The organism is Micromonospora musae (assembly GCF_003626635.1).
Classification (GTDB): domain Bacteria; phylum Actinomycetota; class Actinomycetes; order Mycobacteriales; family Micromonosporaceae; genus Micromonospora; species Micromonospora musae.
This window is the reverse complement of record NZ_RAZT01000010.1, coordinates 177,422-203,266: the sequence shown is the minus strand read 5'-3', so window position 1 is coordinate 203,266 and position 25,845 is coordinate 177,422. Positions and strand designations below refer to the sequence as shown.

General features: G+C 71.8%; 28 protein-coding genes and 2 tRNA genes. 16 read left to right on the top strand and 14 right to left on the bottom strand.

Features of this window, described 5'->3' with window-relative positions; translation table 11 throughout:
* Positions 1-122 precede the first annotated feature (122 nt).
* Positions 123-1,418 (top strand): L,D-transpeptidase, encoded by a 1,296-nt coding sequence (locus D7044_RS20970; RefSeq protein ID WP_120677521.1) that lies wholly within the window; start codon positions 123-125, stop codon positions 1,416-1,418.
* A gap of 324 nt (positions 1,419-1,742) precedes the next feature.
* Here the strand turns inward: D7044_RS20970 and D7044_RS32695 are convergent, their stop codons facing one another.
* Positions 1,743-2,135 (bottom strand): hypothetical protein, encoded by a 393-nt coding sequence (locus tag D7044_RS32695; RefSeq protein WP_199716711.1) that lies wholly within the window; start codon positions 2,133-2,135, stop codon positions 1,743-1,745.
* Positions 2,136-2,531: 396 nt separating this feature from the next.
* On the opposite strand from D7044_RS32695, the gene D7044_RS20955 reads away from it, so the two are divergent.
* On the top strand, positions 2,532-2,759 hold the full coding sequence (locus tag D7044_RS20955; protein ID WP_120677525.1) for a winged helix-turn-helix domain-containing protein: 228 nt from the start codon (positions 2,532-2,534) through the stop codon (positions 2,757-2,759).
* 195 nt (positions 2,760-2,954) lie between these two features.
* Here D7044_RS20955 and D7044_RS20950 read toward each other — a convergent pair.
* Both D7044_RS20950 and orn read right to left on the bottom strand, forming a co-directional pair.
* Positions 2,955-3,030 (bottom strand) — tRNA-His (locus D7044_RS20950).
* A 126-nt stretch (positions 3,031-3,156) separates the two neighbouring features.
* A complete protein-coding gene (orn, locus tag D7044_RS20945) occupies positions 3,157-3,753 on the bottom strand; it encodes an oligoribonuclease (RefSeq protein WP_120677527.1) in 597 nt (198 codons plus the stop codon).
* Between the two features lie 66 nt (positions 3,754-3,819).
* Here orn and D7044_RS20940 point away from each other — a divergent pair, with 66 nt between their 5' ends.
* Positions 3,820-5,151: a glycosyltransferase 87 family protein gene (locus D7044_RS20940; RefSeq protein ID WP_120689980.1), complete on the top strand. Its 1,332-nt coding sequence runs from the start codon at positions 3,820-3,822 to the stop codon at positions 5,149-5,151.
* Between the two features lie 190 nt (positions 5,152-5,341).
* On the opposite strand, the gene D7044_RS20935 is transcribed toward D7044_RS20940, so the two are convergent.
* The 3 genes from D7044_RS20935 to D7044_RS20925 form a co-directional block, all read right to left on the bottom strand.
* Positions 5,342-6,427: a hypothetical protein gene (locus D7044_RS20935; protein ID WP_233565072.1), complete on the bottom strand. Its 1,086-nt coding sequence runs from the start codon at positions 6,425-6,427 to the stop codon at positions 5,342-5,344.
* 143 nt (positions 6,428-6,570) lie between these two features.
* Entirely contained in the window at positions 6,571-7,314 is a 744-nt protein-coding gene (locus D7044_RS20930; RefSeq protein WP_120677531.1) for a YcnI family copper-binding membrane protein, read from the bottom strand.
* A gap of 17 nt (positions 7,315-7,331) precedes the next feature.
* Positions 7,332-8,984, bottom strand: coding sequence for a copper resistance CopC/CopD family protein (locus D7044_RS20925; protein WP_199716710.1), 1,653 nt, complete (start codon positions 8,982-8,984; stop codon positions 7,332-7,334).
* Between the two features lie 295 nt (positions 8,985-9,279).
* Here D7044_RS20925 and D7044_RS20920 point away from each other — a divergent pair, with 295 nt between their 5' ends.
* The 4 genes from D7044_RS20920 to D7044_RS20905 are packed head-to-tail and all read left to right on the top strand — an operon-like array spanning position 9,280 to position 12,351.
* Positions 9,280-9,864: a sigma-70 family RNA polymerase sigma factor gene (locus D7044_RS20920; RefSeq protein ID WP_120689978.1), complete on the top strand. Its 585-nt coding sequence runs from the start codon at positions 9,280-9,282 to the stop codon at positions 9,862-9,864.
* A gap of 36 nt (positions 9,865-9,900) precedes the next feature.
* Positions 9,901-10,425, top strand: a complete 525-nt coding sequence (locus D7044_RS20915) for a MauE/DoxX family redox-associated membrane protein (RefSeq protein ID WP_120677539.1) — start codon at positions 9,901-9,903, stop codon at positions 10,423-10,425.
* Positions 10,418-11,137, top strand: a complete 720-nt coding sequence (locus tag D7044_RS20910) for a DsbA family protein (RefSeq protein WP_120689977.1) — start codon at positions 10,418-10,420, stop codon at positions 11,135-11,137. Before D7044_RS20915 ends, D7044_RS20910 begins: the two co-directional genes overlap by 8 nt.
* Positions 11,134-12,351: a hypothetical protein gene (locus D7044_RS20905; RefSeq protein ID WP_233565071.1), complete on the top strand. Its 1,218-nt coding sequence runs from the start codon at positions 11,134-11,136 to the stop codon at positions 12,349-12,351. The genes D7044_RS20910 and D7044_RS20905 overlap by 4 nt, the downstream gene beginning before the upstream one ends.
* On the opposite strand, the gene D7044_RS20900 is transcribed toward D7044_RS20905, so the two are convergent.
* The 4 genes from D7044_RS20900 to D7044_RS20885 are packed head-to-tail and all read right to left on the bottom strand — an operon-like array spanning position 12,315 to position 14,993.
* Positions 12,315-13,088 carry an energy-coupling factor ABC transporter ATP-binding protein gene (locus tag D7044_RS20900; protein ID WP_120677543.1) on the bottom strand — a complete coding sequence of 258 codons (774 nt, stop codon included), beginning with the start codon at positions 13,086-13,088 and terminating at the stop codon, positions 12,315-12,317. The genes D7044_RS20905 and D7044_RS20900 overlap by 37 nt on opposite strands.
* A complete protein-coding gene (gene cbiQ, locus D7044_RS20895; protein WP_120689976.1) occupies positions 13,085-13,855 on the bottom strand; it encodes a cobalt ECF transporter T component CbiQ in 771 nt (256 codons plus the stop codon). Before cbiQ ends, D7044_RS20900 begins: the two co-directional genes overlap by 4 nt.
* A 5-nt stretch (positions 13,856-13,860) precedes the next feature.
* Positions 13,861-14,280 carry a PDGLE domain-containing protein gene (locus tag D7044_RS20890; protein ID WP_120689975.1) on the bottom strand — a complete coding sequence of 140 codons (420 nt, stop codon included), beginning with the start codon at positions 14,278-14,280 and terminating at the stop codon, positions 13,861-13,863.
* Positions 14,277-14,993, bottom strand: a complete 717-nt coding sequence (locus D7044_RS20885) for an energy-coupling factor ABC transporter permease (protein ID WP_120677549.1) — start codon at positions 14,991-14,993, stop codon at positions 14,277-14,279. The genes D7044_RS20890 and D7044_RS20885 overlap by 4 nt, the downstream gene beginning before the upstream one ends.
* A gap of 161 nt (positions 14,994-15,154) precedes the next feature.
* Between D7044_RS20885 and bcp the strand changes: the two genes are divergently transcribed.
* The 5 genes from bcp (at position 15,155) to D7044_RS20860 (ending at position 17,704) form a co-directional block, all read left to right on the top strand.
* The gene (gene bcp, locus D7044_RS20880) at positions 15,155-15,628 is read left to right on the top strand and encodes a thioredoxin-dependent thiol peroxidase (RefSeq protein WP_120677551.1); all 474 of its coding nucleotides are present in this window, start codon (positions 15,155-15,157) and stop codon (positions 15,626-15,628) included.
* Positions 15,629-15,658: 30 nt separating this feature from the next.
* Positions 15,659-16,585, top strand: a complete 927-nt coding sequence (locus tag D7044_RS32450) for an HNH endonuclease signature motif containing protein (RefSeq protein WP_199716709.1) — start codon at positions 15,659-15,661, stop codon at positions 16,583-16,585.
* Positions 16,550-16,635: transfer RNA gene (locus D7044_RS20870), tRNA-Leu, on the top strand. The genes D7044_RS32450 and D7044_RS20870 overlap by 36 nt, the downstream gene beginning before the upstream one ends.
* 55 nt (positions 16,636-16,690) lie before the next feature.
* A complete protein-coding gene (locus tag D7044_RS20865; protein ID WP_411710993.1) occupies positions 16,691-17,245 on the top strand; it encodes a GNAT family N-acetyltransferase in 555 nt (184 codons plus the stop codon).
* A gap of 57 nt (positions 17,246-17,302) precedes the next feature.
* Positions 17,303-17,704, top strand: coding sequence for a nuclear transport factor 2 family protein (locus D7044_RS20860; protein WP_233563129.1), 402 nt, complete (start codon positions 17,303-17,305; stop codon positions 17,702-17,704).
* Positions 17,705-17,723: 19 nt separating this feature from the next.
* Here the strand turns inward: D7044_RS20860 and D7044_RS20855 are convergent, their stop codons facing one another.
* Positions 17,724-18,545 (bottom strand): MOSC domain-containing protein, encoded by an 822-nt coding sequence (locus tag D7044_RS20855; RefSeq protein ID WP_120689973.1) that lies wholly within the window; start codon positions 18,543-18,545, stop codon positions 17,724-17,726.
* A gap of 4 nt (positions 18,546-18,549) precedes the next feature.
* A complete protein-coding gene (locus tag D7044_RS20850; protein ID WP_120677557.1) occupies positions 18,550-19,383 on the bottom strand; it encodes an O-methyltransferase in 834 nt (277 codons plus the stop codon).
* A gap of 212 nt (positions 19,384-19,595) precedes the next feature.
* Between D7044_RS20850 and D7044_RS20845 the strand changes: the two genes are divergently transcribed.
* Positions 19,596-20,663 (top strand): LCP family protein, encoded by a 1,068-nt coding sequence (locus D7044_RS20845; protein WP_120689972.1) that lies wholly within the window; start codon positions 19,596-19,598, stop codon positions 20,661-20,663.
* 109 nt (positions 20,664-20,772) lie between these two features.
* A complete protein-coding gene (locus D7044_RS20840; protein ID WP_120689971.1) occupies positions 20,773-22,326 on the top strand; it encodes a sugar transferase in 1,554 nt (517 codons plus the stop codon).
* 11 nt (positions 22,327-22,337) lie between these two features.
* On the opposite strand, the gene rfbD is transcribed toward D7044_RS20840, so the two are convergent.
* Both rfbD and rfbB read right to left on the bottom strand, forming a co-directional pair.
* Positions 22,338-23,198, bottom strand: a complete 861-nt coding sequence (rfbD, locus tag D7044_RS20835) for a dTDP-4-dehydrorhamnose reductase (RefSeq protein WP_120689970.1) — start codon at positions 23,196-23,198, stop codon at positions 22,338-22,340.
* Complete coding sequence (gene rfbB / locus D7044_RS20830; protein ID WP_120689969.1) at positions 23,195-24,208, bottom strand: dTDP-glucose 4,6-dehydratase; 1,014 nt, start codon at positions 24,206-24,208, stop codon at positions 23,195-23,197. Before rfbB ends, rfbD begins: the two co-directional genes overlap by 4 nt.
* An 83-nt stretch (positions 24,209-24,291) precedes the next feature.
* On the opposite strand from rfbB, the gene rfbA reads away from it, so the two are divergent.
* The gene (gene rfbA, locus D7044_RS20825) at positions 24,292-25,179 is read left to right on the top strand and encodes a glucose-1-phosphate thymidylyltransferase RfbA (protein ID WP_120689968.1); all 888 of its coding nucleotides are present in this window, start codon (positions 24,292-24,294) and stop codon (positions 25,177-25,179) included.
* Positions 25,176-25,787 (top strand): dTDP-4-dehydrorhamnose 3,5-epimerase, encoded by a 612-nt coding sequence (gene rfbC, locus D7044_RS20820; RefSeq protein WP_120677569.1) that lies wholly within the window; start codon positions 25,176-25,178, stop codon positions 25,785-25,787. Before rfbA ends, rfbC begins: the two co-directional genes overlap by 4 nt.
* Positions 25,788-25,845: the final 58 nt, after the last annotated feature.

Genomic DNA, 25,845 nt, shown 5'->3' with positions numbered 1-25,845 from the left:
CTAGCAACAACCCGGGCAAAAGTTCTCGGGGTGTTTCGTTTCACCCCAGGCAACGGGTACCAGTTCTCGCGCGTCTGTAAGAGACGATGGCTGGTGCGAGGGATCACGACTGTGAGGAAATCATGCGAGCTGACCAGGAGCAGCTGGACCGCCGGCCCGGCGGCCGGCACGTCGGTCGACGCCGAGCTCTCGCCGCGGGGCTGATCACCGCCGCGCTGGCGCTCACCTCCGCCTGCACCAGCGGCGACGGCGGCAAACCGTCGTCGTGGCAGGGCGGCGCGGAGACCCCCGCCCCGAAGGCGGCAGCCACCATCAGCGAGCCGAAGGCCGACGCCAAGGACGTGCCCGCGTCCACCGCCATCGCCTTCAGCACCACGGAGGCCCTGGAGACGAAGTTCGAGCTCAAGGACTCCGCCGGCAAGGCGGTCAAGGGCAAGCTCGCCGAAGATGGCAAGAGCTGGCTGCCGGGCGGCGCGCTCAAGTACGGCGAGACCTACACGGCGACCGTGACCGCGACCGGTGACGACGGCCGGCCTGCCACCGCGACCAGCAACTTCACCACCATGGCCCAGCCCAGCAAGCAGATCCGGGTGAGCAGCTTCCTCGGCGACGGCCAGACCGTCGGCGTCGGCATGCCGCTGATCGTCAAGTTCAGCCGGGAGATTCCGGAGGACTACCGCGACGACGTGCAGCGCCGGATGACGGTGACGTCGGTGCCGGCGCAGGAGGGCATCTGGCACTGGGTGAGCCCCACCGAGATCCGCTACCGGCCGAAGCAGTTCTGGAAGGCCAACAGCAAGGTCTCGTACCGAGTGCAGGCCGGCGGTCTGCCGATGGCCGACGGCTGGTACGGGCGGGCCGATCTCACCGTCGACATCAACATCGGCCCGTCGCTGATCATGACCGTGGACAACAAGACCAAGCGGATGACCGTCACCCGCGACGGCAAGGTGATCAAGACGCTCCCGGTCAGCCTCGGCAAGAAGAGCACTCCGTCGTCGAGCGGCACGATGGTGGTGATCGAGAAGCTGCGCAAGACGGTCTTCGACACCTTCGAGGAGCTCGGCCCCGAGGAGGGCTACCGTACGAAGATCGACTATGCCCAGCGGCTCACCTGGGGTGGCGAGTTCATCCACGCCGCGCCCTGGTCGGAAGGGCAGCAGGGCAGCGTGAACGTGTCGCACGGATGCGTGAACGTGTCGATGGCAATGGGCGCGTGGCTCTTCACCAACACCCGCATCGGTGACCCCATCACGGTGAAGGGCACCGAGCGCAAGCTCCAGAACGGCAACGGCTGGACCGACTGGAACATGAGCTGGAGCGAGTACGTCAAGGGCAGCGCCGTGCCGTACGAGCCGGCGACGCAGCCGTCGACCGACGCGACGCCGGACCCGGACGTCACCCCGACGGCCGACTGAACGTCCCGGAAGACGACGAACGCCCCCTCCACACGGAGGGGGCGTTCGCGTTCGAAGGGTGCCCAGAGAGCCCATCAGCGTCGCCGGTTAGTGGATTTCCCACCCGCTCCACGCTCCTGCCGGCTGTTCAGGTGCGGCGGGAACTCGCCCGCTTGGCGACGCCGGCACTCCGGCTCCGGGCACCCGCACCGCCAGCCCTGGATCCGACGGCCGCCGCAATCGTGCTCCCTGATCATGATTCGGTGCCCGGTGCAGCCCATGCAGAGCGACTCCGGCACGGCCGGGGCCGGCCCCACCGGTGGAGCCGGCCCCGAAGTGGTGAGGTCAGAGCTCACCGTCGAGGATCTTCTGCTTGAGCGTTTCGAACTCGGCGGCGTCGAGGACGGCGACGCGCTCGGGCCGCTTACTGCTGCGCAGGAACACCTGGTTGTCCCGCTCGGCTATCTCGGGGCAGTTGGGTCCGCTGTTGTCGCAGCGCAGCGTCCGCCACTGAAGCTTCTCCACGGTCTTCTCCTTCCGGTCGCCGGCCGCGGGTCGCGGCCGGTCGCTGGGCGCGGTGAATCGGAGGCTGAGAACCTTCTGTGCCCACTCGTCCTGGCGGCACGCCTGACCGGGGCAGTCGAGGCAGCAGCGCCGCCCCGCGTCGTGCGCCTCGACTGTCAGTCGAGCGGAGTGGAAGACGGACGCCCGGTCGACGGGCTCATCGAGCCGGCTCACCGCAACACTCCGATGACGACGCCAGCTAGGCCCACGAGGGCGACCAAGGCGCCGGTGAGCCGGGCACGGCGAAGGTCACACGACGGGAGCAGCGCTGGCGACCGGGCGATGATCTGCCCGTCGACCAGCGGCGGGCGGCCATCCTGAACCGGGCGTGCCGGCGGGAGTGGCCCTTCTTCGTACCGCTCGACCATCGCGTGCCTCCTGCGGCGACAAAGGACCGGGCGAAGGTGGTGATCGGGCGATCGAGCCAGCCTCACCCGGCCGGGCGCTCCGTTGCTGACGAGAGTGCCTGGGTTCGAACTTAGAGTGCAAAGTATGCACAGTCAACCAAGGATGCAGAGAGTGCTACGTGGGGTGTCACGATCGGGGGGCTGACGAGAGGTGGCCCCGCCCATGCCCAGACAACCGGTGTACGAACAGGTGATCGACGATGTGACGGCGTCGATTCGGTCCGGCCAGCTGAAACCGGGCGACAAGTTGCCGAGCATCGCGGAGCTGTGCGCCCAGTACGACGCAAGCGCGACACCGATCCGGTATGCGTTGCGGATCCTGGATGAGCGGGGCTGGATCGAGACGCACCAGGGAAAGGGCAGCTTCGTCACCGAGCATCCGCCGGCCTGACGGGGACGGTCGAGGCGGCGACGGTTGATCGACTCGACTTCCTTGATGTCGGGGTGTCCCGGCGCTGGGTTACCGCGACTTCCCTGAAGTCGAGTCGATCAACCGCCCACCCGGCCCCGCACCCCGGCGGCAGCCCGCCGAACGTCCTCTAAAACGCGTCAGGCCCCCTCCGGAGAGGGGGCCTGACGTATTCGCTGGGGTGACTGATGGGAATTGAACCCACGACAACCGGGACCACAACCCGGTGCTCTGCCAACTGAGCTACAGCCACCATGCCTCCGCGCCCGGTTTACCGCCCCGGGCGGGCGCGGACCAATAATAGCCTCCCACCCGGCGACCGCGTCCAGCGGGTTGCACCGGACGCCTCGGCGCTACCGGCGGGCGCCCGGAGCAGGGCTCAGAGCTGCGCGGCGATCGCCTTGGCGCTCTCCACGTCGGGCCCGGGCAGCGGCACGAAGACGGTCCGCCGGTAGTACTCCAGCTCCCGGATGCTCTCCCGGACGTCCGCCAGCGCCCGGTGCGCCAGACCCTTGGCCGGCTGGCCGAAGTAAACCCGCGGATACCACCGGCGGCAGAGCTCCTTGATCGAGGAGACGTCGATCATCCGGTAGTGGAGGTGGTGGTCGAGCCGGGGCATGTCCCGGGCGATGAAGCCGCGGTCGGTGGCGATCGAGTTGCCGCAGAGCGGGGCGGTACGCGGATCCTTCACGTAGGTGCTGACGTAGTCGAGCACCATCTCCTCCGCCTCGGTCAGGCTGACCTTCGAGCGGCGGACCTCCTCGGTCAGCCCGGACTTGGCGTGCATCGTGCGAACGATCTCCGGCATCGCGTCCAGCGCCGCGTCGTCCGCGTGGATCACCACGTCGACGCCATCACCGAGGACGTTCAGATCGGGGTCGGTCACCAGCGCCGCCACCTCGATCAGCTTGTCCCTGCCGAGGTCGAGCCCGGTCATCTCACAGTCGATCCAGACGAGAAGATCAGCCACCGGCACAGACTACGCGCAGCCCACGGGCCGCGGTTGCGGGCTCCACGGGGACCAGCCCGCTAGGGTTTCCCCGTGCCACCCGAATCCGTCGCACCGCGCGCCGTCACCGACGACGACCCCGGCGGCCGTACGGTCCGCCGCCTCGTCACAGTCGTCGCGCTGGCCGCGGTGCTGCCGGCGCTCTACCTGCCGGGGCGGGTACACGACTTCTTCGATCTGAAGATCTACATGCGGGCGATGCGGTGGTGGGCGGACGGCAATCCGCTCTACGACTACGCCCAGCCGGACCGGGTCCAGGGCGAGCTCTACTTCACCTACCCACCGTTCAGCGCGCTGCTGCTGCGGCCGTTCGCGCTGATCCCGCTCGGCGCCACCATCACCATCTTCACGATCCTCACCGTGCTGGGAGTGGTGGCGACCACCCGCTGGCTGGTCCGCCCGATGATCGCCCAGCACGGCCTGCCCAGGGTGTTCGTCGTCACCGCGGCGGTGCTGCTGGTGCTGGCCGTGGAGAGCACCCGCGAGACCATCACCTTCGGCCAGATCAACATGCTCCTGGTCGTACTGATCCTCGCGGACCTGCTCTTCGCCGTACCGCAGGGTCGGCGGTGGGCCGGGGTCGGCGTGGGGCTGGCGACGGCGCTGAAGCTCTTTCCCGGCATCTTCATCGTCTACCTGCTCGTCTGCCGCCGGTGGTGGGCGGCGGCAGTGGCCAGCGCGACCGCCGCGGCGGCGACGCTGCTGGCGGCGGCGGTCGCACCGAACGACTCGTGGCGGTTCTGGACGCACGAGCTCTGGGCCACCGACCGGGTGGGCCGCACCGACTACACCGGCAACCAGTCGCTCTTCGGCCTGCTCAGCCGGTTCACCGCGCCGGAGAAGCCGGACCGGCTGCTCTGGCTGCTGCTGGTCGCGGTGGTGGCCGGGTACGGGCTGTGGCGGGCGGCCCGGGCCGCGCGGATCGGAGACCAACTCGCCGGCCTGACCCTGACCGGGCTCGTCGGCGGGCTGGTCAGCCCGATCACCTGGACCCACCACCTCTACTGGTTCGTCCCGGCGGTGGTGGTCCTCGCCAACGCGGCGCTGGGCGGCCGCCCGTCGAGCCTGGACGGCCTCCCGGCCACCGGTCCGGCCGACGACGCCGGTCGACGGCGCTGGCTGGCCGCGCTGGCGGTCGCCACCACCGCGGTGATCGTCTACGGCGTCGTCACGTTCTACGACTGGGGCGTCGCGCCGGTCATCACGGACACCCCGGGCCAGTTCCTGATCCGCAACACGTACGTGCTGCTCAGCCTGCTGCTGCTGGTCACCCTGCCGGCCCGGCCGTACGTGCCGCGACCGGAGCCGTCCCGGCCGGCCGCCGCACCCGAGAAATTGCACCAAATGGACAGAGGCCCCGAGTAGCGACGATCAGCGCTAATCTGACCTCAACTACCTCATGGACAACTCGGGTAGCGGCACCGATCCCCCGGTGAGGGTGGCCCTCCGCGTCGGCAGCGCGGAGGGCCACTCGCCGTTCGAGGCCGTGCCGCCGATGAGCCCCCGTCGAAGCCCACCCGAGCCGGCCGAGCACGCCGGCGCGGACGGACGGCGCTCAGGGCCGCTCTCCGGTCTCCTCCGTCGACACCTGGGCCCGCCCCGGACCTGCCGGCGGTGTCGGTCGGACCGTGCGCTCCGGCTGCCCGGGCGGCCAGGCGAGGGTGAGTGACACCGCCGGCGGGCGTTCGGCGGTCGCGGTCGACGACCGCGGACCGACAGCGGCCGACTGAGGGCCGACGTCCGCACCGTGGGGGCGCCCGCGCTCGACGACGTCCGCGAGGCTGGCCGGCCGGTGGGCGGGCAGCGCGCCGATCGCGGACCGCTCGACACTGCCCGAACCGACCGCCACGAGTTGCCGCTGGACCCGGGCCATCCGGTCGTCACCGCCGCTCGGCTGGGCGCCCAGAGCAGTGAGCGAGGTGACCCCGAGGCGGCCGGCGAGCACCGGGACCTGGTCCGGCTCGACCACGAAGACCACCTCCCGGGGCCGCACCGGGCGGAACAGCAGCAGTACGGCGAACGTCACCAGCAGCACCCCACCGGCGAGGAGCCCCCACATCGCCGGGGCCGTCCACCCGAGGTCCACTTCGGCCCGCAGCTCCAGAGTGAGGTCCGCGCGGCCGTCGGGGCGCATCACCACCAGGCTCAACGGCCGACCCGCCAACTCGTCCGAGGTCCACGCCAACTCGCCGACGCCCTCCCGTACCCAGTCGGGGTGCCCGATGGCCCCTGCACCCCGGTCGCTGGTGGCCACCGACGCGCCCGCCGGCTCCAGCCGGACCGGCAGCGGACCGCGGGCCAGCGCCACCCGCCGCACCGTGGCGTGCGGTACGGGCTCGGACCAGCGCCGCACCTCGTCGGCCGGGGCCAGGCCGAGCAGCGCGGGGCCGTCCGGCGTCCGGGCCTCCAGGCGCAGCCGCGCCTGCCCGAACCGGGTGAACGGAGCCTCCTGCCGGAGCAGCCGGTCCAGGTCGGTCACCACGACCGCGTGGCCGGAGGTCTGCACGGTCTCGAAGCGGGCGGTGAACGCGCCACTCGGGTCGGCGTGCCGGGTGACCTGCCAGAGCAGACCACCGGCGAGCAACGCCGGCAGACCGATGATCAGCAGCAGCATTCCGGCGAACGCGCGCACGAACCGCATCCGTTCCGTCCCCCTCCGTAGCCAGACACCCGGTCGACCTTACCGACGTCGGCCCGCCGATCAGCGGATATCCACGGCACGCGATCGGCGGAAAGCGCGCGGGCCCGCCGGAGATCCGGCGGGCCCGCGCGACGCGGTAGGGGTCAGGCCTTCGCGGCCGGCTCCTGCCGGCTGCGGCTGAACGCGAGCCCACCGAGCACCAGGCCGGCGAGCCCGGCGACCAGCCCGGCGATGCCCAGCCCGGTGGCGAGCCCGTTCCCCTCGTCCTCCTCGCCGTCGCCGCCGGTGGCCTGCGCGTTGTTCGCGACCGGAGCCGCCGACGCGGAGGCGGAGTCGGACGCGGCGGCCAGGGTGAGCACCGGCGCCGGGTTCTCCGGCTCCTCCGCGCCCGGCGTCGGCTCCTCGATCCACCGCGAGATGTTGCCGTCCGAGTACGTCTGCAGCGTCTTGAAGACCATCTTGTCGACCTGCGGCAGCGGCCCGAGGGAGACCGGGAACTCCTGGAACTGCCCCGGCTTGACCCCGGCGTCGCCCGTCGCCGTCCAGGTCAGCTTCGCCACCGCCTCGGTGATCTGGCTGCCGTGCACCTCGAGCGGCGGATCCACCTTCCGCTTCTCCACCGCCACCGTCCAACCCGGCACCGGCATCGTGGAGACCGACCCGACCGGCGCGTTCTCCGGCAGCGTCACCTCCAGCTTCACGGTGGAGGCGGTGTCGCTCTCGTTCGGCACCCGGAACGCGATCCGGCCGTAGCCGCCCTGGGTCGCCTCCTTCGGGTTCACCGTGACGTGGGCCGACGCCGGCGCGGCGAACCCGAGCACGGCGGTGGCGACGACACCGACGGCCAGTGCCGCGGCGCCGGCCAGAGAACGGCGGGTACGGGTCATGGGATCGGGACCTCTCTCTAACGGATCGGCACGGTGGCGGTCACCGTGGCCTGGTCGATGTCGGACGTGCGGGCGGTCAGCTTCAGCTGCCAGTCCCCGGACGCGGGCAGGTTGATCTCGCCGGTGGCGTGGCTGTCGCTCAACGGCAGCAGCGGGATCTCGATCGGCTCGATCCCGGCCGACGGCAGGGCGGCCGTGGCCTTCCACTCCACCACCGGCTGCGGCCGGTTGTCCTTGGTGTACGCGTAGAGGTGCAGGCTGTTGTTGCCGCGCTCGGCCGGATCCAGCTCGACCTGGATGTTGAGCAGCGTGCTGGTGAGCGTGCTGCTGAAGTAGCCGGCCTCGACGCCGGCCGTCTCGGCGGCGGTACGGGCCGGTGGGGTCTGCACCAGCGTCGCGGTCACGCCGAGCACGACCGCGGTGATCGCCAGCTCCACCCAGACAGCCCGGCGCACCGCCCCTGGGCGCTGCTCGGCGATCCGCCGGCGCACCAGCTGCCGCGAGTACGCGGCCACCCCCATCACCAGCGCGAACAGCCCGATCTTGACGAGCAGCAGCTGACCGTAGGCGGTGTTGACCAGGGCGCTCGGCGTGGCCACCTCGATCAGACCCTGCACGACGCCGGCGAGGAGCAGGGCGGAGACGGCCAGCGCCGCCCAACGGGACCAGATCGGCATGATCGCACCGAGTTCCCGCTCGTCGGCGCGGCGCAGCAGGAAGACGGCGAGCATCAGCAGTCCGCCGAGCCAGACCGCCATGCTGCCCAGGTGCACGGTGTCGACGACCACGGAGACGGCCGGGGCCGGTGACGCCGCCGGGTGCCCGGCCAGCGGCCAGGTCACCAGACCGGCCACGCCGAGCACCGCCAGGATGATCGCGTCGGCTCGACCGGCCGACCCGGTGAAGAGCGGGCGGAGCAGGAAGGCGGCCGCGGCGATCAGGCCGAGGCGGACCAGGTGTGCCGCGCCGAAGGCGCCGCCCAGCACGGTGCTGATGCCTTCACCGGTGACGTCGAAGAGCCCACCACCGGCGGTGTACGGCACCTGCAACCACAGGTCCGCGACGGTGGCGAGGGTCACCAGACCGAGACCGCTCCAGGCCAGCCGGGCCGGACCGCGCCGGTCGAGGCGCCGCGGCCACAACGCCGCCAGCACCAGCGCCGGCCCGATGAGCAGCGCGAGGCCCGCGTAGCCGAAGAACTTGGCGACCTTGACCGCGTTGCCGACCACCGGGTTCGCCCGACTGTTGTCGCCGGTGTCCTGCGGGGGCGGCGACGGAGCGCCGACCGAGTAGGTGAACGCGCCGGAGACCGGATGGCTGTCGGCCGAGATCACCCGGTAGCTGACCAGGTAGGTGCCGTTCGCGCCGGCCGGGTCCACCGGGATCTTCACCACCGCGCCCTCGAAGGTGGGCTCGCCACGGTCGGCACGGGAGCCGTCCGGCGCGATCACGCGGACCTTGTCGGGCACCTTCCGCACCGACTCGCTGAAGGTGAGCACCACCTCCGAGGGCCCGGTCGGCACCACCGCCGACGCGGCGGGAGCGGAGCTGGAGAGCACCGCGTGCGCGCTCGCGGGGGTGGCCGGGGCGATCAGGAGGGCGACGACGGCGACGAGGAGTCCGGCGGCGGCGGCGAACCGGGCGAACCAGCGGCGAGGGGCTGAGATCATGTCGGCCATGCTCGCCGAAGTCGGCGGTCGGCGGCCACCCCGCTTCACCCGCGCCCCGAAGAGCGGGCCCGCCGGGCCCGGCAGCCCGCGTACCTGGGCAGGTGCCCGTCCAGCACCGCCGGCTCCGCCTGCGGATCCTCCCCGCCCGGCCGTGCCGACAGCGCCGCGGTCACGTGGTCGCATGTCACGAGCGGGTAGTCGGCCCGAACGCGGAGAAAGTTCCCGGCGTGGTGCAGACCATGGATGAGTCCAAGCCTGCCCGCCGCCCGTCACGTGCCGCGTAACCTGGTTTGACGTGATCCCCGCCCCGCGCGACGCCTCCGCCGGCCCCGCCGAGCTGGCCGGCGCTGCCCGGGATCCGGCGACCGAGTGGGCACTGGCCGCGCGCGGCGGCGACCCGGCCGCCCAGGCCGCCTTCGTCCGGCTCACCCAGGTCGAGGTGTGGCGGTTCGCGGCGGCTCTGGTGGATCCGGACAGCGCGGACGACCTGACCCAGGAGACCTACCTGCGGGCGTTCCGCTCGCTGCCGGCCTTCGAGGGGCGCTCCAGCGCCCGCACCTGGCTGCTCGGCATCGCCCGCCGCACCTGCGCCGACCATCTGCGCGTGGTGGTGCGCCGCCGGCGCCTCGATGCCCGGCTGGCCGCCGACGCGCACACCGCCCGCCCGTACCCGGACCCGGCGGGGCAGCTCGGTGCGGTGGACCTGGTGCGCCGGCTGCCCACCGAGCGCCGTGGCGCGTTCGTGCTCACCCAGCTGCTCGGCCTCTCCTACGCCGAGGCCGCCGCCGTGGAGGGAGTGCCGGTGGGCACCATCCGCTCCCGGGTGGCCCGGGCCCGTGACGACCTGGTCGAGGCGGCCGGCGACGCCCTGGCCGGCTGACCGGGCGCGGAACTTCCGGTGGAGGCGGGACGACTAATGACCGTGACAGCACCGAGCACCCGGGGCGTGCGGTGGCCCACCGTCCGGCCCTGGTTGGGCACGGCAGCCCGCCTCGGCCTGGCGGCCGTGTGGCTGCTCGCCGGCGCGTCGAAGGTCGACGACCTCGCCGCCTCCGGCCGGGCGGTGAACGCCTACCAGGTCCTGCCGTACGACGTGGCGACAGTGGTCGGCGCCGCGCTGCCCTTCGTCGAGCTGGCCCTGGGGGTGCTCCTGCTGTTGGGCCTGGCGACCCGGCTCACCGCGGGGATCTCCGCAGCCCTTCTGGTGATCTTCATCACGGGCATCGCGTCGGCCTGGGCAAGGGGGCTCGCCATCGACTGCGGCTGCTTCGGCAGCGGCGGGCAGCTCGCCGAGGGGCAGGCGCCGAGCTACCTCCCGGAGATCCTTCGGGACCTGGGATTCCTGGTGATGGCGGGATTCCTACTGATCTGGCCCCGTACGCCCGTCTCGGTGGACGGCTGGCTGACGGGAGAACCCGTCGTGGAGGACGAGGATGAGTAGTCGCAGAGGACAGAAGGGCGCCGCCGCCAAGGTCGTCCAGCAGCAGCTCGCCCGGGAACGCCGACGCCGCCGCACCATCTGGGTCTCGGTGACCGCGGTGGCCGTCGTGCTCATCGCCGGGCTGATCGGCTGGGGCGTCTGGTCCAGCCAGAAGTCGGACGACTTCACCGCCCCGAAGAACACCGCCGAGGGCGGCACCGGCGTGGTGGTCGGCTCCGGCCCGGTGACCGTCGACATCTACGAGGACTTCCTCTGCCCGGTCTGCAAGCAGTTCCAGGACACCACGGGCGCCACCGTCGACCAGCTGATCAACGAGGGCCGGATCCGCGCCGTCTACCACCCGGTGGCGTACCTCAACCGCTTCTCCACCACCGAGTACTCCACCCGCTCCTCCGCCGCCTCCGGCTGCGCGGCCGACGAGGGCAGGTTCGCCGAGTACGCCAAGGCGCTCTACCAACGGCAGCCGCCCGAGGGCAGCGCCGGGCTCACCGACGACGAGCTGATCGACATCGGCGCGGGCGTGGGGCTGAACCGCGACGACTTCGGCTCCTGCGTCCGCGACAGCACCTTCAAGGCCTGGACCGAGCACGTCACCGACACTGCGAGCCGCAACAACGTCACCGGCACACCCACCGTGATCATCGACGGGGAGCAGGTCGCCGACCGCAGCCCGGACGGGCTCCGGGCGGCCGTGGAGGCGGCCGGCAAGTGATCCGCACCCAGCTGACGCGGGCCGGGTTGGTCGCCGCCGCCGCGCTCACCGCGACCCTCGCCACCGCCGCACCGGCCGCCGCGCACGGCGCCGACGCGCCCGACGGCACCGACTACCGGACCACCGTCACCGGCATCACCCCGGCCCGCGACGGGCTGGAGATCAGGACGGTCGAGGCGGGCGCCCGGCTCGAACTGACCAACCACACCGGCCGACCCGTCGAGGTGATCGGCTACTCCGGCGAGCCGTACCTGCGCGTCGGCCCCGACGGGGTCTACGAGAACACCCACTCCCCCGCGACCTACCTCAACCGCACCATCAGCGGGGAGACCAAGCTGCCGCCGGAGGCCGACCCGGCCGCCGAGCCGTCCTGGCGACGGGTCTCCGACGAGCCGAGCGTGCGCTGGCACGACCAGCGCGCGTTGTACCAGGAAGCCGCGCCGCCGCCCGCCGCGCTCGCCGCCCCCGACCGGGAACACCGGGTCCGGGACTGGTCGGTGCCGCTGCGCGACGGGGCGGAGCCGATGGAGATCCACGGCACGCTCGACTGGGTACCGCCGCCCGACGCGTACAGCTGGTGGGCCGCGACGATCGTCGGCCTGCTCGCGGTCGGTGCGCTCGGGCTGCTCGCGGCCGCCTCCGTACCCGGCGGGCGAGCGATCGCCGGCCTGGGCGCGCTGCTGGTCGCCGGCGGTACGGCAGCGGTGGCGTACACCGTGGGTCGTGCGCTGGACGCCGGCGCCGAGGGGTTCGGCGGACTGCTGCTCGGGCTGCTCAGCGGGCAGCTCTGGGCGCTGCTCACCGGCCTCGGCGCGATCGTGACCGGCGCGTACGCCCTGGCCCGAAGGCCCGCCGCCGACTTCGCCGTGGCGCTCGCCGGCGCCTGCCTGGCGCTCTTCGCCGGGGCGGCGAACGCCACCGTCTTCGCCCGCGCCATCGCCCCGGCCCCCTGGTCGGCCACGTTCGCACGAGTGCTCGTCGCAACCGTCCTGATCACCGGGGTAGGCGCCACGGCCGCCGGGGTCCTGCGCCTGCACGCGGCACGCAGCTCCACGCCCCGGCCGGGATCGGCGGCCGGGGCGACCAGCCCCGACGCGGAGGCGGGAAGCGCCGCCGCCGCAGAGCCCGGCACCGCCACAGCCGTCGCCGCTTCGGGCGCGACCGCGGGCGCCGGAGGTCAGGAGCGGGCGGCGGCCCGGGGGTCGAAGCCGTAGGGCAGCTCCAGGCGGTGCCGGGCCAGCCGGTCGGCGTCGGCGAGCAGTTCGGCGGTGGGGGCGTCGGCGACGATCCGCCCGGCGTCGAGGATCACCGCGCGGTCGCAGAGCTCAGCGGCGTACGGCAGGTCGTGGGTCACCATGAGCATCGTCACCGGCAGCGTGCGGAGGATCTCCGCCAGCTCGCGCCGGGCCGCCGGGTCGAGGTTCGACGACGGCTCGTCGAGCACCAGGATCTCCGGACGCATCGCGAGCACGGTGGCCACCGCCACCCGGCGGCGCTGCCCGAACGAGAGGTGGTGCGGGGCGCGATCCCGATGCTCGGCCATGCCGACCGCGGCGAGCGCCTCGTCGACCCGCGCGGCCAACTCCGCCCCCCGCAACCCCAGGTTCGCCGGGCCGAACGCCACGTCCTCCGCGACGGTGGGCAGGAAGAGCTGGTCGTCCGGGTCCTGAAAGACGATGCCCACCCGACGCCGCACCTCGGCGAGGGTGGGCCGGTCCGGCGTCACGGTCAGCCCGCCGACGCTCACGCTGCCCTCGGTGGGGGTGAGGATGCCGTTCAGGTGCAGCACCAACGTGGTCTTACCGGCACCGTTCGGGCCGAGCAGGGCCACCCGTTCGCCGCGCGGCACGGTGAGATCCACCCCGTGCAGGGCCACATGCCCGTCGGGGTACGCGTAACGGACGCCGTGGACGTCCAGGCTGGCTGGTGTCGGCTGCACGACGCCAATCATCCCAGCACCAGGGCGGTCGCCGCGATCGAGGCCGCGAGCGCCGGCACCGTGGCCGCGACGAGCCACTGCCCAGCGGTGGCCGCGCCCGCCCCCTGCCAGACCGCCGGCATCCGGCCCGAGTAGCCGCGCGACAGCATCGCCAAATACACCCGCTCGCCCCGCTCGAACGCCCGCAGGAAGAGCGCGCCGATGCCGGCGGCGAAGCCGCGCAGCTGCCAGAGGAACCGCGGGTCGTCGCCCCGGGAGATCCGGGCCACCCGCATCCGCCGCGCCTCACCGACCAGCACGTCGAGGTAGCGCAGCATGAAGCTGGCGATCTGGGTGAGCAGCTGCGGGCAGCGCAGCCGATCCAGACCGAGGATCAGGTCCCGGGTGGTGGTGGTCGCGGCGAGCAGCAGCGACGCGAGGACGCCGAGCGTGCCCTTCGCCAGGATGTTCCAGCTGCCGTAGAGGCCGTCCACGGAGAGGTGCAGCCCGACGACGGTGATCCGCTCGCCCGAACCGAGGAACGGCAGCGCGATCGCGAAGAGCACGAACGGCAGCTCGATCAGGGCCCGGCCGAGCAGCCAGCGGGGGCCCACCCGGGCCAGCGCCGCCACCGCCGCCACCAGCAGGGCGTACCCGCCGAAGGCCCAGAACGCCTCGCGCGGGGTGGCCACCACCGCGATGGTGAAGACCACCATCGCCACGACCTTGACCTCCGGCGGAAGCCGGTGCACCGGCGACGCGCTCTCGCGGTACAGCACGTGCGAGTGACCGGCTCCCACCGCAGTCAGCTCCGCCCGGCCGGGGTCGGCGTCGCGCCGTCGACGGTCGCGTCGCCGCCGGGCTCCCCGTCGGTCTCCGCCGTCGCACCGGACGAGCGGCGGCGCAGCAGCCAGAAGGCGCCGCCCCCGATGGCGAAGGTCAGCAGTACGCCGAGCACCCCGGAGAGGCCGGTGGAGAGGAAGCCGTTCTCGACGCCGCGTACGCCGTAGTCGGCCAGCGGGCTGTCGGCCAGCTCGTGATCCTTGGCCTGCTGGGCCGGGCAGCTGCCGCCCACGATGTTGTCGTCGGCGTCGACGGTGCAGCCCTTGAGCAGCGAGGAGTCCAGCCCGTCCGGGTGGGACGAGGCGTAGTTGCAGACCACGCCGGCCAGTACCAGGGCGACCAGCAGGCCGCCGCCGATGAAAGCCCAGAGACGCTTGCTCACCGGACACCTCCGACAGCCGCAACGGTGGGCGCGGCGGCGGGGCGCAGCCCGCGCAGCGCGTAGACGAGGTCGGGACGGACCTTGGCGACGGTGACCACCGTGGTCGCGGTGATCAGGCCCTCGCCGATGCCGATGAACAGGTGCGCGCCGGCCATCGTGCCGGCCAGGCCCGCCAGGTTGCTGCCGAGATCGGTGGTGCCGCCCAGCCAGTACTCCAGGATGAAGCCCTGCGACGCGACCACCACGCTCATCAGGGCGGAGACGAAGGCGGTCACCGCCAGGCCGGCCGACGTACGGGGCAGCACCCGCAGCAGCAGCGCGATGAGCAGGTAGCCCGCGGCGGTGCCGATGAGCGCCATGTTGGTGATGTTCAGACCGAGCATCGCCACGCCGCCGTCACCGAAGACCAGTGCCTGCACGACCAGCACGACCGAGACGCAGAGCGCGCCGACCCAGGGGCCGACCAGCATCGCGGCGAGCGCCCCACCGAGCAGGTGGCCGCTGACGCCGGCGGTGAAGATCGGGAAGTTGAGCATCTGCACGGCGAAGATGAACGCGGCGACCAGCCCGGCCATCGGCGCGAGGCGGTCGTCGAGGTCCCGTCGCCCGCGCAGCACGCAGGCGGTCAGGGTCGCCAGTGCGAGTGCCGCGAATATCGCGGCCACGGGACCGTTGATGATCCCGTTAGAGATGTGCATCGCCAGGGTTTCCACGCGACCTCCCACGCGTCGGCGGGCCCGTCCGCGCCGGCTGGATCAGCCTATTTCCCGAACCTTTCTCTTGCAAAGAGCTGGCATTAAGCCCCGGTGTTGATCAACAAACGGCCGGGTGCCGGCACCGGCCCGGCGACCACCCCCAGCGGTAGGGTCGGGCAATGACCGCTTCCCGCCTCTCCCCCGGTGACCCGGCGCCCGAGTTCGCCCTGCCCACCGACACCGGCGACACGCTCTCCCTGGCCGACCTACACGGTCGCCGGGTGATCCTCTACGCCTACCCGGCGGCGATGACCCCCGGCTGCACCAAGCAGGCCTGTGACTTCCGTGACTCGCTCGCCTCGCTCCAGGCCGCCGGCTTCGAGGTGGTCGGCATCTCGCCGGACAAGCCGGAGAAGCTGGCCAAGTTCCGCGACCGGGACGCCATCACCTTCCCGCTCGTCTCCGACCCCGACAAGAGCGTGCTGACCGCCTACGGCGCGTACGGCGAGAAGCAGCTCTACGGCAAGACCGTGACCGGCGTGATCCGCTCCACCTTCGTCATCGACCCCGACGGGAAGATCGAACGGGCGCTCTACAACGTCAAGGCCACCGGACACGTCGCCAAGCTCCGCCGCGACCTCGGCCTCGACTGACGTGTCGTATCGGACCACTACCTTGCGTGAGTGGTCCGATACAAATACTCTCCGGCGGCGCTCGCCGAGGCCGCGGCAGGCGCGCGCAGCATCACCGAGGTGATGCGGCTGCTCGGCGTACGGGTCAGTGGTGGCTCGCACGCGCACATCAGCCGGCAGCTCAAACGCTTCGGCATCGACACGTCGCACTTCACCGGGCAAGCGCACAACAAGGGGCACCGCAGCCCGCGGCGGACCAGCTCGTCGGAGCTGCTCGTGCAGCTGCCAACCGACGCGCGTCGCACGCCCGGCACCAGGCTGAAGTGGGCGCTGGCCGAGATCGGCGTGCCCGAGGAGTGCGAGGAGTGCGGCATCGGGCCGGTGTGGAGAGGCAAGCCACTGACCCTGCACGTCGACCACGTCAACGGCGACTTCCTGGACAACCGGCCGCCCAACCTGCGGATCCTCTGCCCCAACTGCCACAGCCAGACCGACACGTACGCCGGCCGGAGCAAGAACGCCTCCGGGCCGTCCACCGCATCCCTACCGGCCGTCGAACCGCCACCGCCACCGGATTGGGGTCGGCCGTCGGCGGAACAGAAGGAGGACATCATCCGGCAGGTGGAGCGGGGAGCTCTCGGCCCGGGAGAGGCCGCGCGGCGGATCGGATGTCACCGCAATCACGTCGCGCGCCTTCGCGCGCGGCTCGCCGCTCGGGGCACTCTGGCACCCGCGGCCGGGTCATCGCGCAGACCAACTCTCGACGATGTCGTCGTGCACCACGCCCTCGCGAACCCGGAGCTCGGCCCGCGCAAACTCGCCGACCTCATCAGTGCGGTCACCGCCGGCGAATGCGTGATCAGCCACGGCACGGTGTCGAACGCGCTGCGGCGGGCGGGACTGCAGACCGTCGCAGCGCGACGCTCTAGACTCATCGGGTCGGCGGGAGTGGCGGAACGGCAGACGCGCAGGCCTTAGGAGCCTGTGTCCGAGAGGACGTGGGGGTTCGAAACCCCCCTCCCGCACCACAACGATGTCGCGAAGATCACGAACGCGAGGCAGGTGGCACCTCACGCAGTGAGGATTGCGGGTGTGAGCCTGCGCTTCGTCCTCGACCCCGAGCTGACCCCTGAGCTGCGCGAACAGATCGTGATGCTCTGGGCGGAGGTCAGCAACGCCGGCGGTGCCGTCGGCTTCGTGCCGCCGGTGACCACCTCCGACGTACGCGCCCTCGCCGATCCGACGTTCGCGGGGATCACCGGCGGGCCGGACCGGCTGCTGCTCGGTTACGAGGGCGAACGGCTCGTCGCCGCGCTGATCTTCGCCGACAACCGGTTCACGCTCAAGGCGCACTGGTGTGTGCTGAAGCGGGTGATGGTCCACCCCGACACCCAGGGCAAGGGGTACGGGTCGGAGCTGATGCGGAAGGCCGAACGGATCGGCCGGACGCTGGGTTTCGAGGCGCTGCACGTGACCCTGCGGGACGGGCTCGGGCTCGACCACTTCTACGGCCGGCTCGGCTACCGGGAGATCGGCCGGCTGCCCCGGGCGCTGCGGGTGACGCCCGGCGACGACCGGGACGAGGTCCTCATGTGGCTCGACCTGTCGCCCGTCACCGCACCGGACGCCGGACGGTAGATCCGACCCGCCGGCCACCCGCCTCCTGCCACAATCAGACCCGCCGGATGTCCGCGGATGGCAGGTCAGGAGGGCGGCATCGTGCCGGACAGCGAACTCGAGGCGGCCCTGTTGGACGCGGAGCGCCGCCTGCAGGCCGCGCAGCGGGCTGGGGACGTCGTGGCGCTCGACGGGCTGCTCGACGACCACCTGATCGCCATCGGCCCGGACGGCGGCAGGTACACGAAGCAGGACGACCTCATCGCCCACGACAGCGGGACGTCCGTGCTCGACGAGCTTGTCGAGGAGCAGGTGGAGCTGCTGGTCGAGGGCTTCACCGGGGTGACGTTCTTCGTCGGGCGGGTGGCGGGCAGCTTCGCGGGTTCACCGTTCGCTGCGCGGCTGCGGTACACCCGGACCTGGATCTACGACGGTGAGGGCGACTGGCGGGTGCTCGCGGCGCACGTCGGCCCGGCGTGAGTCGGCCGCGGGCCTGCCGTCAGCGTTCCAGCAGAGTCAACGGCTCGCCGACGGTCAGTGGGCCGGTGCCGGTGGGGACGAGGTGCAGTCCGAAGAGGAGCTTCTGCCGCACGTTGCGGTACCGGCCGAGGGTGCGCAGCGGCTCCCGGTGGCGTACCCCGGTCTCCTGGTCGGTGGTCGTCACCACGCAGCGGTCGCACGACCCGGCGGCGCGGAACGTCACCTCGCCGATGCGCAGCGGGCGGCCTTCCCAGTCGTCCTCGGCCCAGGCCGGCGCGCCGTCGACTACCAGGTTGGGCCGGAAGCGACTCATCGGCACCGGCTCCTCGCCGGCCTCGGCGAGCCAGTCGTTGAGCGCGGTGAGCGAGGCGGTGTTGGCCAGCAGCAGCGGGTAGGCGTCGGCGAAGCTGACCTGGTCGCCGGTGTCATGCGTCCGCGTGTCGGCGGCGAGGTGCCGGGTGGGTCGGGCCAGGAAGACCAGCCGCACGGGCCGGTCGAGCAGGGCGCCGAGCCAGTCGTCGGCGGCCGGCCCGGCGGGCAGCGCCGGCACGGGTAGTTTCCGGCTGCGGAACGTGCGTACCGGCAGCGGCTCGCCTCCGGTCGGCTCGGGCACCTGCAGGTCTGGGCGACCGTCCGCCCGTAGCAGCAGGCCACCGTCGTGGAGCGTGGCGTGCAGCCCGACGAGCCGTTGGGTCTCCCGCTGGGTGACGCCGACGCCGTCGGCGTCGACCACCATCCACCGCCGGTCACCGGCGAGGCCCCACGGCAGCACCTGCGCGCCGTCGTGGTCGAGCCGGTGACAGCCCTTGACCGGGTACGTGTGGATGGCGCTCAGCCGCATCCGGCTACCATGCCACGCCGATGCCGTCGCCGGGGTACCAGTGGTTGGCGGGCGTCTCGCGGTAGGCGAGGAACCGGCGGCCGGTGCGTTCGGCGTGTTCGGCGAGGACGTTGGTGGTGGTGACGTTGTCGGTGAGCAGGATCGCGCCGGGGGCGAGCTTGCCCTCCACCTTCTCGAACTCGCGTTTCTCGTGGGCCCGGCTGTGGTCGCTGTCGTGCAGGAAGAAGTCGACGGGTCGCTCCAGTGCGGCGATCGAGGCGATCGAGTCGCCGATCACCAGGTCGACCACCTGGGACCAGGGGGCGGTGCGGGCCAGGTAGCCGGCTTCCGGGTTGATGTCGAGCGAGGTCAGCCGCCCCGGGTGGCCCTCGGCGGTGTTGCGCAGCAGGGCCGAGGCCAGCACGCAGCTGCCCAGTCCCTTGTCCACCCCGGTCTCCACGATGTGCGTGGGGCGGGTTGCGCGGACCATGGCGTACCAGCCGATGCGGCGGGCGTAGCGGACGTGTTTGTCGGCGAGGCCGCGCCGGGCGGCGGTGGCGGTCGCCTGCTCGATGTGCCGGCGCAGCGCGTCGTCGGACTCGATCTCGGCGAGGTAGCCGCGCACCTGTTCGACGGGGCGGTCGCAGACGACGCTGACGAACCAGGCCAGGTGGTGGCGGCTGAGCTTGGTCAGCTCGTACGTGTAGTTGTGGTGCTCTCGGGAGGTGACGAGCCAGCGGGCCGAGGTGCGCAGCACCTTGGCGTCGTGGCGGGCGACCCGGGCCAGCCGCTTGGGGAAGGCGGCGACCGGGGCGAGCGGGGTGCGGGCGATGGCCCGACGGAGCTTCGTTGCATCCACGGCTGTCTTGATAGCAGCCAATGCTGATCGATGGCTGGGAAAAGCCGGTCCCGGTCGAGCCTGCCGCCGTCTCGCACCGATCGCCGGAGGGCGGGTGCGAGCCGTTTCCGGGGCGGACGGGCTCATCGAGTGAGCGGCATCGGACCGGCCGGTTGGCGGTGCTGGCCGGACGAGGGTGCACGGTTCGTTACCTGAATCAGTAGCATCGCGCCATGCCTCGACATGAACAGACCACAGATCTCGGCACGGAGCGTTCGGTGGTGACCTCCGCTCCGGAGCCGACCGACGGCTCGGAGCAGCCGCGCCGACGCCGCCGCTGGCGGCGGGTCGCCCTGATCAGTCTGGTGGTGGTCCTCCTGCTCGGTGGTGGCGCGGTGATCGCCGGCGGCCTCTACCTGCGCTCCGTGGAGTCCGACATCGACCGGGTCGACGCGTTCGAGGACGTACCGGTGGAGTCCCGTCCCGAGCCGGTGGCCAAGGGCGCCATGAACATCATGATTCTGGGCAGCGACTCCCGCGATCCGGAGAGCAGCGGCGGCTCCCGCAGCGACACCATCATCCTGGCGCACCTGCCGAAGGACCGGTCGAGCGCGCAGCTCATCTCGATCCCACGGGACACCTGGGTGCCCGTGCCGAAGTCGAAGAACGGCCACGGCGGCCGGGACGCGAAGATCAACGCGGCGTACGCCTGGGGTGGTGTCCCGCTGATGGTGCAGACGGTGGAGAAGTTCACCTCGGTCCGCATCGACCACGTGGCGATGGTCGACTTCGCCGGGTTCAAGGAGATCGTCGACGCTCTCGGTGGCATCGAGGTCGATGTCGAGAAGGGTTTCACCACGAAGTACTCGCTGAGCGGTAGCCGGACGTTCCCCGCGGGTCCGCAGACCATGGACGGCGCCGCGGCACTCGACTACGCGCGCGAGCGGCATGCCTTCGCCGACGGTGACTTCGCCCGTATCCGGCATCAGCAGCAGGTCATCAAGGCGATCCTGGACAAGGCCGCGACGGGTGGCGTCCTGGCGAACCCGGGCAAGCTCAACTCGTTCGTCAAGGCCACGGCGAGCGCGGTGGCGGTCGACGAGTCGATGTCCCTCGTGGACTTCGCGATGGAGCTTCGCGGGCTGCGCGGCGGCAACCTCGCCTTCTTCACCTGCCCGTCGAAGGGGACGGGCCGGGTGGGCAGCGAGAGCGTGGTGTTCGCGGACACCGCGAAGGCCAAGGTCCTCTTCAACGCGGTCCGCAACGATGCGGTACCCGAGATCCTGGCCGCCGGAAAGTAGGATGTCGAAATGTTCCACTGGCTATAGCCGTCCGGCTGACCTGGTCATATCCTGCGATCGCCCATAAGCCGGCTTGCACGGCGTGGGGCCTCACGGGGGAGGACCAACCATGTCAAGCCAACCGGCGGTTAGCGATCCGGCCGTCCGCGCCGAGCACCGCGACAGCGCCCTGGATCGATCGGTGACGGCGCAGCGCGACGGGACCGGCGACGAGGGCAAGGAAGCGGTGGTCACCGCCGTCCGACTGGCGGGAGAGTCGTCGGACGTCGTCGAGAAGCGCTCCAATCTCGACGCGACCACCGTCCTGCCCTACGCCGGCTCGCGGGCGTCCAAGCGCACCCGCTGGCTGCGGTCCTGGATGCTGACGGCGCCCTTCGACGTCGTCGCGCTCCTGGCGCCGCTGCTGCTGACTCAGAACTACTGGCGCGGGACCCTGGCCAACGCGGTTCTCACGATGGCCATCTTCGCGACCGGCGGGCTCTACCGGGCGCGCCGGCACATCGGCATCCTCGACGAGCTGCCGAGCATCTGCGGACGCTTGTTGGCCTCCGCCGCGGTGGTGGCCATCATCGCGGCGGAGCGCCACGATTCGGTGTCGTACGTCGGCGGCTTCATGCGGGGGGTCGCGATCTCCGCCGGCCTGGTGATCGTCGGTCGGGCGATCAGCAGGTTGCTGGCGAACGCCGCGCGCAAGCGCCGGTGGGTGGAGCACAACGCCATCGTCATCGGCAGCGGCCCGGTCGGCATGGAGCTCGCCCGGCTGCTGCGCCGCTATCCGCGCTACGGCCTCCGCTTCGTCGGCTGTGTCGACGCGGCCCCGCGGCAGGGCCCCGGATCGGTTCCGCTCATCGGGACGCTCGACGATCTCGAGCAGCTCACCACGATGCTGGAGTGCGACGTCCTGGTCATCGCCGATCCGGATTGTCCGGAGTCGACGCTGATGGACATCCTCCTGCGGCCGGGTAGTTCACGCTGCGACCTGTGGGCGGTGCCGCGGCTCTGGGGCTCCCGGTCGCTCGGCGGCTACCCGGACCACATCGGCGCGATCCCGATCGTGAAGATCGGTGACACCACGCTCTCCGGCCCGCGCTGGGCCATCAAGCGCGCCTCCGATGCTCTCTTCGCCACCGTGGCACTGGTCCTGCTGAGCCCGGTGCTCCTGCTCTGCGCGGTGGCGACCTTCGTCGAGGGTGGTCGCGGCATCTTCTTCCGCCAGGAGCGGATCGGCAGGTACGGCAGGCCGTTCGAGGTCATCAAGTTCCGCTCCATGCGCCCGGCGAACGAGCACGAGTCGCAGACGAACTGGTCCATCGGGCACGACCAGCGGGTCGGGCCGGTCGGCCGGTTCATGCGCCGCACGTCCCTGGACGAGCTGCCCCAGCTCTGGAACATCCTGCGCGGTGAGATGAGCGTCGTCGGGCCGCGGCCGGAGCGGCCGTACTTCGTCGAGAAGTTCTCGGCGGAGTACCCGAACTACGCGATGCGGCATCGGGTGCCAGTCGGGCTCACCGGCCTGGCGCAGGTCAGTGGCTTGCGGGGCGACACCCCCATCTCCGACCGCGCACGGTTCGACAACTACTACATCGAGAACTGGTCGCTGTGGCTCGACATCAAGGTCGTGGTGCGTACGGTCGCGGAGGTGTTTCGCGCCGGCGGCCGTTGACGCCTTGAGCCCTAGGGTCGGGCCAACGACTCGGCGAGGGCGGACCGCCAGTCGGCCATGGGTCGCAGGCCCGCCTTCGCCCAGCGCTCGTGCGCCAGGACGCTGTAGGCGGGGCGGGGGGCCGGCCGGCGGTAGTGTTCGCTGCTGGTCGGCCGGATGCGGTCGGGGTCGAGGCCGCGCAGGCTGAACACGGCGCGCGCCAGGCCGTACCAGGTGGTCTCACCCGATGCGGTGCCGTGGTAGGTGCCGGGTTCGGCGCGACCCGCGAGTGCCGCGTCGGCCAGGGCGACGAGCTGCTCCGCCAGCGCGTACGACCAGGTGGGTTGCCCGCGTTGGTCGTCGACGACGTCCAACGTGTCCCGCTCCCCGGCGAGCCGCAGCATCGTGGCGACGAAGTTGGGGCCGTGTTCCCCGTAGAGCCAGGCGGTGCGTACGACGTACCCGGCGTCGGGCAGCAGCCGCCGCACGGCGAGCTCCCCGACGAGCTTGCCGCGTCCGTATGCGTTGAGCGGGGACGGCGCGGCGTCCTCCGGGTACGGTTCGGTGGCGTCGCCCCGGAACACGTAGTCGGTGGAGACCTGGATCATCCGAGCGCCGGTCGCGGCGCAGGCGTCGGCGAGGTGCACGACGGCGTCGCCGTTGACGGCGGTGGCCGCCGCCTCCTGGGTCTCGGCACCGTCCACATCGGTCCACGCCGCCGCGTTGATCACGACGTCGTGGCCGTCGACGGCGGCGCCTACCGCCGCCGCGTCGGTCACGTCCAGCTCGGCGCGGGTGGTGGCCGTGACGGAGAGGTCGCGGCGGGTGCGGAGCACCGCCTGCAGGTCCCGGCCCAACATCCCGCCGGCGCCGGTGACCAGTAGCCGGCTCATGCGACGACCGCCGCCTTGCCGCCGGCCTTCAGCGGCTCCCACCACTGGCGGTTCTCCCGGTACCAGCGCACGGTCGCGGCGAGGCCGTGCTCCAGGTCGATGCTGGGGACGTACCCCAACTCTTCGTTGATCTTGGTGATGTCCAGCGAGTAGCGGCGGTCGTGGCCCTTGCGGTCGGCGACCGGGACGACCCGCTCCCACCCGGCGCCGCACGACTCCAGCAGCCGGCCGGTGAGCTCCTTGTTGGTCAGTTCGGTGCCGCCACCGATGTTGTAGACCTCGCCGGCCCGACCCCGCTGCTGCACCAGGGCGATCCCCCGGCAGTGGTCGTGCACGTGCAGCCAGTCCCGCACGTTGCCGCCGTCGCCGTAGAGCGGCACGGTGCCGCCGTCGAGGAGGTTGGTGACGAAGAGCGGGATGACCTTCTCCGGGAACTGGTACGGGCCGTAGTTGTTGGAGCAGCGAGTGACCACGACGTCCATGCCGTGGGTGCGGTGGTACGCCAACGCGAGCAGGTCGGAGCCGGCCTTGGAGGCCGAGTACGGCGAGTTGGGCGCCAACGGCCAGGTCTCGGTCCACGAGCCGGTGTCGATCGAGCCGTACACCTCGTCGGTGGAGACGTGCACGAAGCGCCCGACGCCGTGGCGCAGCGCGGCGTCGAGGAGGGTCTGGGTGCCGAGGACGTTCGTGGTGACGAACGGGGCGGCGCCGGCGATCGACCGGTCGACGTGGGACTCGGCGGCGAAGTGCACGATCACGTCGTGCCCGGGCAGGATCTCGTCGACGAGAGCGGCGTCGCAGATGTCGCCGTGCACGAACCGTAGTCGGCTGTCCCCGGCGACCGGCGCGAGGTTGGCCCGGTTGCCCGAGTAGGTCAGCGCGTCGAGCACGGTGACGCCGGACGGCTCGAGCGCGGGCACACCCGCCGCGTTGCCCCCGGGAACGCCGAGGAGCATGCGAACGTACTCCGACCCGATGAATCCGGCTCCGCCGGTGACGAGGATTCTCACGAGTCAAGGAGTCTACGCAGCATTGCCGCGGCGCAGGGTGCACGGGATCTCGGGCCGGAGTCGGTACCGGTAGCCTCCCCGGTGTGCGCGGAATCCTTCTCGCCGGTGGCACCGGCTCCCGGCTCTGGCCGATCACCCGGGCGGTGTCCAAGCAGCTGATGCCGGTCTTCGACAAGCCGATGATCTACTACCCGCTCTCCACTCTCGTCATGTCCGGGGTGCGGGAGATTCTGGTGATCACCACGCCGGAGGATCAGGGTCAGTTCCAGCGGCTGCTCGGCGACGGAAGCCAGTGGGGGCTGCGGCTCGAGTACCTCACGCAGCCCCGCCCGGAGGGCATCGCGCAGGCGTTCGTCCTGGGCGCGGAGTTCATCGGCGACGAGTCGGTGGCGCTGATCCTGGGCGACAACATCTTCTACGGCGTCGGCCTGGGACGACAGCTCGCCGTCGACGGTGACCCGGTCGGCGGGCGCGTCTTCGCCTACCCGGTGGCCGACCCGGCGGCGTACGGGGTGGTCGACTTCGACGCCGACGGCCGGGTGCTCTCGATCGAGGAGAAGCCGGAGAAGCCGAAGTCGCGCTACGCGGTGCCGGGGCTCTACTTCTACGACAACCGGGTGGTGGAGATCGCCCGTCGGCTCACCCCGAGCGAACGGGGCGAGCTGGAGATCACCGCGGTGAACGAGGCGTACCTCAGGGCGGGTGAGCTGTCGGTGACCGTGCTGGACCGGGGCACCGCCTGGCTGGACACCGGCACGTTCGCCGCCATGATGCAGGCCGCCGAGTTCGTGCGGGTGATCGAGGAGCGGCAGGGCATGAAGATCGGTTGCATCGAGGAGGTCGCCTGGCGGGCCGGCCTGATCGACGACGAGCAGCTCCGGACGTTGGCCGGGCCGTTGACCAAGAGCGGGTACGGCGACTACCTGCTCGGCCTGCTGGATGCGGCGTACGGCGGCGCGGTGACCCGGTGAAGATTCGGGAGTTGAGCATCGAGGGCGCCTGGGAGATCACTCCGCAGCAGCACGGCGATCCCCGTGGGCTCTTCATGGAGTGGTACCGCTTCGACCGGCTCGCCGCCGCCGTGGGTCATCCGCTCCGGCTGGCCCAGGGCAACCTCTCGGTCTCGGCGCGGGGGGTGGTCCGGGGCATCCACTTCGCCGACGTCCCGCCCGGCCAGGCGAAGTACGTCAGCTGTGTGCGCGGGGCCGTCGTCGACGTGGTGGTGGACCTCCGGCTGGGTTCGCCGAGCTTCGGCCGATGGGAGGCCGTCCGTCTCGACGACGTCGACCGCAGGGCGGTGTACCTCGGCGAGGGGCTCGGTCACGGCTTCTGCGCGCTGACCGACGACGCCACCCTGAGCTACGTCTGCTCGACCACCTACAACCCGACCGCCGAGCACGCCGTACACCCCCTCGATCCGCAGTTGGCGATCGACTGGCCGGTCGAGACGCCGCTGCTGTCGGCCCGTGACTCGGTCGCGCCGACGTTGGCGCAGGCCCGCGAGTCGGGGCTGCTGCCGGATTACGAGACCTGCCGGGCGTTCACCGCCGGCCTGGCCTCGGGCGCCGGCACGGCCTGACGGGCGGCACCGGCACGGGGCTCTGCGCATCGGGCCGGGGCGCCGAGGCGGCCCCCGG